At 74.8% G+C, this 2,770-nt stretch carries 3 protein-coding genes; 2 read left to right on the top strand and 1 reads right to left on the bottom strand.

Going from position 1 to position 2,770, the window contains the following annotated elements; all coding sequences use genetic code 11:
• Positions 1–1,314 (top strand): AsmA-like C-terminal region-containing protein (locus FV223_RS24505; RefSeq protein WP_147729408.1); only part of this gene is annotated, 1,314 nt, incomplete at its 5' end.
• Positions 1,315–1,356: 42 nt separating this feature from the next.
• Here the strand turns inward: FV223_RS24505 and FV223_RS24500 are convergent.
• The gene (locus tag FV223_RS24500; protein WP_147729407.1) at positions 1,357–1,857 is read right to left on the bottom strand and encodes a MarR family transcriptional regulator; all 501 of its coding nucleotides are present in this window, start codon (positions 1,855–1,857) and stop codon (positions 1,357–1,359) included.
• Between the two features lie 98 nt (positions 1,858–1,955).
• Between FV223_RS24500 and FV223_RS24495 the strand changes: the two genes are divergently transcribed.
• Complete coding sequence (locus FV223_RS24495) at positions 1,956–2,735, top strand: DUF1499 domain-containing protein (RefSeq protein ID WP_147729406.1); 780 nt, start codon at positions 1,956–1,958, stop codon at positions 2,733–2,735.
• Positions 2,736–2,770 lie beyond the last annotated feature (35 nt).

The raw sequence follows: 2,770 nt of genomic DNA, 5'->3' as shown, positions 1-2,770 counted from the left end.
AGCTTCACCTGGCGCGGCGCGCGCACCAGCGTCGCGCTCATCGGCCTGCGCGCGAACGACCTGCTGAGCGGCGCCGCGTCGCCGTTCAGGCTCGATGCCGCCTGGCCCACCGGGAACCTGGCCGCAGAGGGCAGCGCCCGGACCGCGGGAGGCCTCGCCATCCACGGGCAGGGGCGGATCGAGACGCGTTCGCTTTCCGAGACGATGGCCTGGATCGGCAGCGACGTGGCCTTGGCCCCCTTCATCCGCACGCTGGCCCTCGACGGACGCTTCGAGGCCGCCGGCCGCACGATGGCGTTCTCTAGCCTGCGCGCCACCTTCGGCGAGGACGTGCTCGAGGGCGCGGGGTCCGTGAGCCTCGGCGAGGCCCGCACCGCGGTCCAGGCCACGCTCGCCAGCGACAGCCTGAACCTGGCGCCCCTGCTCGGCGGCCTGATGCAGATCTTCGGCGGATCGACGGTCGACGGCGCCCCCCAGGGCGCTCAGGCGATCGCCCTGGGCCCGCTCACGGGCGGAGACCTCGACCTGCGCATCTCGGCGGCCGAGAGCCGGATCGGGCCGGTCCTCCTGAACGATCTCGCGGCGAGCGTGCTGGTGCGGCTCGGGGCGGTCGAGGTCGCCCTCAACCGCGCCGAGCTCCAGGGCGCGACCCTGAAGGGCCGGGTCGCCCTGTCGGCGACCGGCGCGGACGGGGCCGAGACCGAGGTTAAGGCGCAGGGCGCCTTCGACCGGCTCGACCTCGGTGCCCTCCTGCTCGACCTCGGCGAGTCGCGCTGGGTTCACGGCGGCACGCAAGGGCAGTTCGCCCTGGAGAGCACCGGGCGCGATGCAGCGGACCTCACCGCGCACGTCGCCGGACGGGCCGCCTTCGCCATCGACGGCGGCGTGCTCGCCGGGATCGACCTCGCCGACGTCCTGCATCGCAACGGGGCGGTCGCGCCCGGCGCGCTCGCCCGCCGCAACGGCCGCACCCCGTTCGAGCGGGCCGCGATCACGTTGAAGTTCGCCGATGGGATCGGCGAGATCGGCGAGGGCACCCTCAAGGCCGCCAACCTCACGGGCATCCTGCGCGGCCAGGTCTCGCTGCCGGCGCGCAGCGTCCGGGCCCGGGCGGAACTCGGCCCGAAGGCCGGGGGCGACAACGCCCGTGCAAGCCTCGCCTTCGACATCGACGGCCCGTGGGCCGGGATCCGCGTCCGCACCGGCCAGAAGGGCGCCGATCCGGACCAACGCGAGGACGCGCCGTCGTCCCTGCCCCTGCACGTGCCGACCTCGGTCGTGATTCCCGGCTCGGCGCGCGCCTACGCCCCCTGATCCGGAGTTCGGGCGAAGCTCGGATCCGCCATCCCGCGACGATCAATCGGCCTTGGGACGATCCGGCCTCTCGGTTTCGGACCGGGCCAGCTCCCGCCAGCGCAGCACGAGGCCCTCGAATGCGGCGAGGTCGTCGGCGCCGAGGCGCCCGAGCGTCCGCCCGACATAGGCCGCCTGCGCCGCGAGCCCCTGCGCGGCGAGGTCGGCGCCGGCCGGCGTGAGGTGGAGCGCATGCGAGCGCCGGTCGCCGGGGATCGGGCGGCGCTCGACCAGCCCGGCCTCGACCAGGCGGTCGATCAGACCGGAGACGTTGCCCTTCGTGACGTAGAGGCGCGCCGCCAGGTCCTGCTGGGTCAGGCCCTCGCGCTCGGTCAGCGTCGAGAGCACGTCGAATTGCGGGATCGACAGGCCGATGCCGCGCAGCGTCCCGCTCATCGCCGCCGTGACCCGCCGGTTGAGGCGGATGAAGCGGAACCAGACGCGCAGGGGATCGACCGCGGCGTCGGCAGGATCCGGATCGGGGACGGGGCGGGTACGCGGCATCACGGGGCCAAGCTATAGCAGACCGGGCGATCCCGGCGAGTGGCGCGGCCACGCGCCGGCCGGTATAGCGTTCGCGACCCCGAAGCCAGACACCAGCCATGCGCCGCCTTCTCGTCGAGGAACCCGTCACCCGCGCCGGCCCCCTGGCCCGGTGGGCCGCCCTGTTCTCGCTCATCGTGTCCGGCATCGCGATCGTGCTGGTCCGCGATCCCCGTGCGGAGGCCGGGCCGGCGCTGGCGACGCTGGCCGCGGGCCTCGGCGTCGCGGTGCTGGCGGTCGCGCTCGCCGGGTTCGCCTTCGTCCGGGTCTGGCGGGAAGGCGCCCGCGGCCTCGGTGCGGCGATCGGCGGCCTGGTCCTCGCGATGCTGGTGCTCGCCTACCCGGCCTACGCGGCGCTGCGGGGCTTCCGGCTGCCGGCGCTGACCGACGTGACCACCGACATCGACAACCCTCCGGCCTTCTCGCGCTCGCGCGCCGCGTTCGCCGCCCGGAACGGGCGCTACCCCGCCGATCCCGACCTCCCGACCCGCGAACGGCAGCGCGCCGCCTATCCGCAGATCGCGCCGCTGACCCTCGACATCGACGCCGACGAGGCGTTCGAGCTGGCGCGCAAGGCGGCGGTGAACCGCAAGTGGCAGATCGTCGAGGCGATCCACCCCGGCGGGCGGACCGGCAACGGCCGGATCGAGGCGGTCTCGCGCAGCCTCATCCTCAACCTGCCCGACGACGTCACCATCCGCGTCCGGCCGCGTGCCGACGGCGCCCGCATCGACGTCCGCTCCGCCTCGCGGCTGGGCACGCGCGATTTCGGCGTCAATGCCGACCGCATCCGGGCCTATCTCGACGAGGTCGCGAACCTCGCGCTCGCCGTGAAGTAGGGTCGGGCGGCCGCGCGCGGCGGGCGGTCTCGCGC

Source organism: Methylobacterium sp. WL116 (assembly GCF_008039455.1).
GTDB lineage: Bacteria > Pseudomonadota > Alphaproteobacteria > Rhizobiales > Beijerinckiaceae > Methylobacterium.
This window is presented reverse-complemented; position numbering and strand designations above follow the sequence as displayed.

Bases quoted from the DNA above. Each gene is read 5' to 3' on its own strand.
- FV223_RS24500 (WP_147729407.1), bottom strand. From the start codon at position 1,857: ATGCCGCGTACCCGCCCCGTCCCCGATCCGGATCCTGCCGACGCCGCG.
- FV223_RS24495 (WP_147729406.1), top strand. From the start codon at position 1,956: ATGCGCCGCCTTCTCGTCGAGGAACCCGTCACCCGCGCCGGCCCCCTG.